The following is a 3,523-nucleotide window of genomic DNA, read 5'->3' on the forward strand; positions in this document are numbered from 1 at the left end:
GCAAGCTACGGAGGCCTATGACCAGGTGTATGACGCCGCCCAAGAGGGGGGCAGTCAGCTCGCTGACTTCTACGACAGACAACCACTTGTGATTGGTGCTCTGGGATTGGCCATTGGAACCGCAATCGGTGCCATTGCGCCGCGGACGGACTTTGAAGACGATGCTATGGGTGCACAACGCGATCAACTTTTTGCTGAGGCGGAGCGCATCTACGACGAAGAGAAAGGCAAGCTGGAAACCGTTGCCGATGAAGGCGTCAAGGAGGCAAAAATGCAGGCTACCAATGTCTCGGATACGATCTCGGACAACGTCAAATCGTCAGCTGAGGAAGTTAAATCTGCTGCAACCAAGGTGGCTGAAACAACCCGGGACGAAGCCAGCAATCAGGATCTGGGCAAGCCGTCCACCTGACACGGTCGGACGACCTGTCGCAAAAACTGCGATCACCCGCCACGCTTGTAGCGGGTGATCTGCCCGATAAAAATTCTCCGATCCCATGAACACAGGCACTGCCCCAACCAAAGCCAAATACTGAACGATGTTTGATGATCCTCTTCTCTATGACGGTATGGGCGGGCTGCTCCGGACAGTATTTGCTGCAGCCATATTGTACCTGGCCGTCGTTGCTGCCGTGCGTATGTTCGGCAAACGTTCAACGTCACAGATGAACAATTTCGATTGGATCGTCACGGTCGCCATTGGGTCATTGATGGCATCCGGTGTACTGTTATCCGACGTCACGGTCGTCGAAAGCGCGGCAGCCATTTACACATTACTCGCGTTGCAATGGATTCTCACCTCGGTTGTGATACGATCCGACACCGCGACAAAGATCGTCAAATCAGAGCCGACGTTGCTGCTGCACCGCGGTGTCATTCTGATGGATGCAATCAGCGCCGAGCGTATGACCAAGGCAGAGATCCACGCGGCCGTCCGTCAGGCGGGTTATAGCCGCATCGAAGATGTCCAGTGGGTCATCCTGGAAACCAACTCTACACTCAGCGTCATCGGCGCAGACCAACCCCTCAGCGATCCGAACATGCTTTATCACGTTGCAGGTACGAAGGATGTTCTTGCGACTAACGCTGACACACCGGCGAAGGTAAGGGGTCACGTGAATGCCTGATAGCGACTTATCCGAAGATCCGGACTCCACCGAAATGGCTGATACCCGGACGGCATGGGCAGAAGATCGCACCATGCTCGCAAACGAGCGGACCTTCGCGGGCTGGATGCGAACCGGTATGGCCTCCATCGCCTTGGCTCTCGGCCTGAAAGCCGTCTTTAAAGATACAACTTATCCAATAATTGCAAAATGTGTAGCCGAGATATTTGTCTTGGCAGGGGTAATCATATTCTGGACTGCCGTCCTCAATTGCCGAAAAGCACGGCGGAGGATGAAGGATCACGATGTGGAAGCGCAATCGAGTCGACATATGACGTGGCTGGCAATTATTCTAACAATCGCTGCGGTAGCAACGGGAATTATCCTCTTTCTTCTTTGAGGTATCGAACTTAGTTTCCTAAGGGCCGCTTTCCGAGGCTACTTTTCTTAACACGTAAAATCTCTACCCGATTTTATATGCTGCTTGATTACGATATTCATAAGCGTGCTGCAGACGCCAATTTTTAATCCGGTTCGCTGCGCCGCAATGATAGGCTACTTATTAGATGCGCTGACCAGCCTCGGATCAAATTCGGCATAGCGATTGCGAAACTGCACCCGTTCTTCCCAAGTTCTCCAATCGTGAATTTTGACGTAAGAGCGTGAGCGTGTCAGACTTCCTGACTTTTCCAGATTTCGCAATATGCGGTTCACATACACCGCGGTGAGGCCCAAGGAGTCGCCAACTTCACGCTGCGAAAATGGTAAGGGAAGACGATCTGACTTTAGCAGGCTTGCATAGTCAATTTTAGCCTTTAGCGCCAAGATAAAATGCATCAGACGATCCTGCGCGGCAAACCGCGCAATGGCGTGCATGCGATCCTGCAAGACCCGGGTTTCTATGTTGGACAACGCCCACATCATGTTGAAGACGCGTGGATGATCGGAGGCCATCGCAAATAACTTTTCCCTGCTTAATATTGCGACTGATCCGACTGTATGCATGACGGACACATGGGGTGGCGACGCAAACCCCAAATCGTTAAAGCCAATCAGGTCTCCAGCCATATAAATATGCGTGATTGTTATTTTGTCGTGGTCCGAATGGACTTGAGCGGTAGCCCATCCTGAACGCAAAATTGCAATGCGATCATCATGGCGGCCGCTGTCGAATACCTCAGAGTGGCTCCGACGATCCTCGGTACGCGCTTCCAGGTCCTCCAATGCGAGACGTTCAGAGACGGTAAGGTCGAGAATACGCGACAGTCGTGTGAGAAACGCGCTTTGAACAGATTGTGACATCTATTTTTACGATATCCTTGCGCCGGCTTCATGAGCGGTGTCTTGATCAATTCCTTAAACCAGATTTGTAGGCGTGATGGCAATGGTTCGATTGTCTGGCGCAACGAGCAGACTCTGTTGATGGCGTGGATGCCCCCTCCCGACGGCATCGCAATGTGCCACTATGATGAGTGTTGAAGCCATCAACGGTTCGACACCCCGACCAATGGCTGGCTGAAGCGCCTGCTGACCCGCAAGCCACGCATGGTTGCCGCCATCGCGGTGGCCAATAAGATGGCGCGTGGCCTCTGGGCCATGATGACGAAGCAAGAGGACTACCGGCATCCGGCGGCGACGATGGCGTAGCGAAGATTGCGCGTCACGACGTCCCGGTAAGTTGGGAGTGTCAGGAGGTCACTGAACAGTAAGGGCAAAGGATCGATCAGATCCGGGTCAGAGAAAGCAGTATTTGTGCAGGAGCCTCAGAGCTCGGTTTGTTGATATGCTTCTGGTCCGCGCATCGCCATGACCTGTCCGCGGTCACATCAGAGCCGCACACAGAGGCCTGATACATGACCGCACCCGATCACACGCTCGAACCGTTCAAAAATCACTTGCACCAATGGGGGCATCCATACATGCGCAAATCAGCTGATGGACGGCTCTCTCCTTCCCCCGGACGAATTCATCCCACGGTTTCTGTGACAGGGATGCCGAGGGCGGTGTAGCCGTTCAGGATCGCAACGCACACCTGAACCTCTGCGACCTGGCGGTCGAAATCGCGCGCCATGAGGCGCTGGCCCAACAGTTTCACGCAGTGCATCTTTGTCTCGACGCGGGGCCGCGCAGTTGTATCCGCTCCCGTTCCGCCAGAGCGCCCGACCCGGATATCTTGATGCGCGCAGCGCGTCGTTCCTGGCGATGGCACCGGCAGTGGTTGGCTTCCATGGCTGGGGATTTTTGCGCGGTGGGATGACCGCAGAGGCTCCACGATCGGCGATGGCGTTATGGCATCGGCGCGTGTCGTATGCGCCATCCGCGGTCACGCTGCCAATCTCCTGATCGTGCGGGATCTGGTTGAGTAGATGAGGTAGCATCGGTGCATCCCCGGTGTTGCTGCCCGTAATCTCGACTGC

3 protein-coding genes and 2 pseudogenes are annotated in these 3,523 nt (G+C 54.5%); 3 read left to right on the forward strand and 2 right to left on the reverse strand.

The window, feature by feature from the left end:
• The 3 genes and pseudogenes from ACOI1H_RS24235 to ACOI1H_RS24245 all read left to right on the forward strand — a co-directional run.
• Window positions 1-412: pseudogene (locus ACOI1H_RS24235) on the forward strand (hypothetical protein); the annotation flags it as partial.
• A 127-nt stretch (window positions 413-539) separates the two neighbouring features.
• Window positions 540-1,127: a DUF421 domain-containing protein gene (locus ACOI1H_RS24240; protein WP_422440779.1), complete on the forward strand. Its 588-nt coding sequence runs from the start codon at window positions 540-542 to the stop codon at window positions 1,125-1,127.
• Window positions 1,120-1,506, forward strand: coding sequence for a YidH family protein (locus tag ACOI1H_RS24245; RefSeq protein WP_422440781.1), 387 nt, complete (start codon window positions 1,120-1,122; stop codon window positions 1,504-1,506). Before ACOI1H_RS24240 ends, ACOI1H_RS24245 begins: the two co-directional genes overlap by 8 nt.
• 155 nt (window positions 1,507-1,661) lie before the next feature.
• On the opposite strand, the gene ACOI1H_RS24250 is transcribed toward ACOI1H_RS24245, so the two are convergent.
• Both ACOI1H_RS24250 and ACOI1H_RS24255 read right to left on the reverse strand, forming a co-directional pair.
• A complete protein-coding gene (locus ACOI1H_RS24250) occupies window positions 1,662-2,408 on the reverse strand; it encodes a Crp/Fnr family transcriptional regulator (RefSeq protein ID WP_422440782.1) in 747 nt (248 codons plus the stop codon).
• Between the two features lie 664 nt (window positions 2,409-3,072).
• Window positions 3,073-3,523 (reverse strand): annotated as a pseudogene (locus ACOI1H_RS24255) (IS5 family transposase); the annotation flags it as partial.

This window comes from Loktanella sp. DJP18 (assembly GCF_049310965.1).
GTDB lineage: Bacteria > Pseudomonadota > Alphaproteobacteria > Rhodobacterales > Rhodobacteraceae > Loktanella.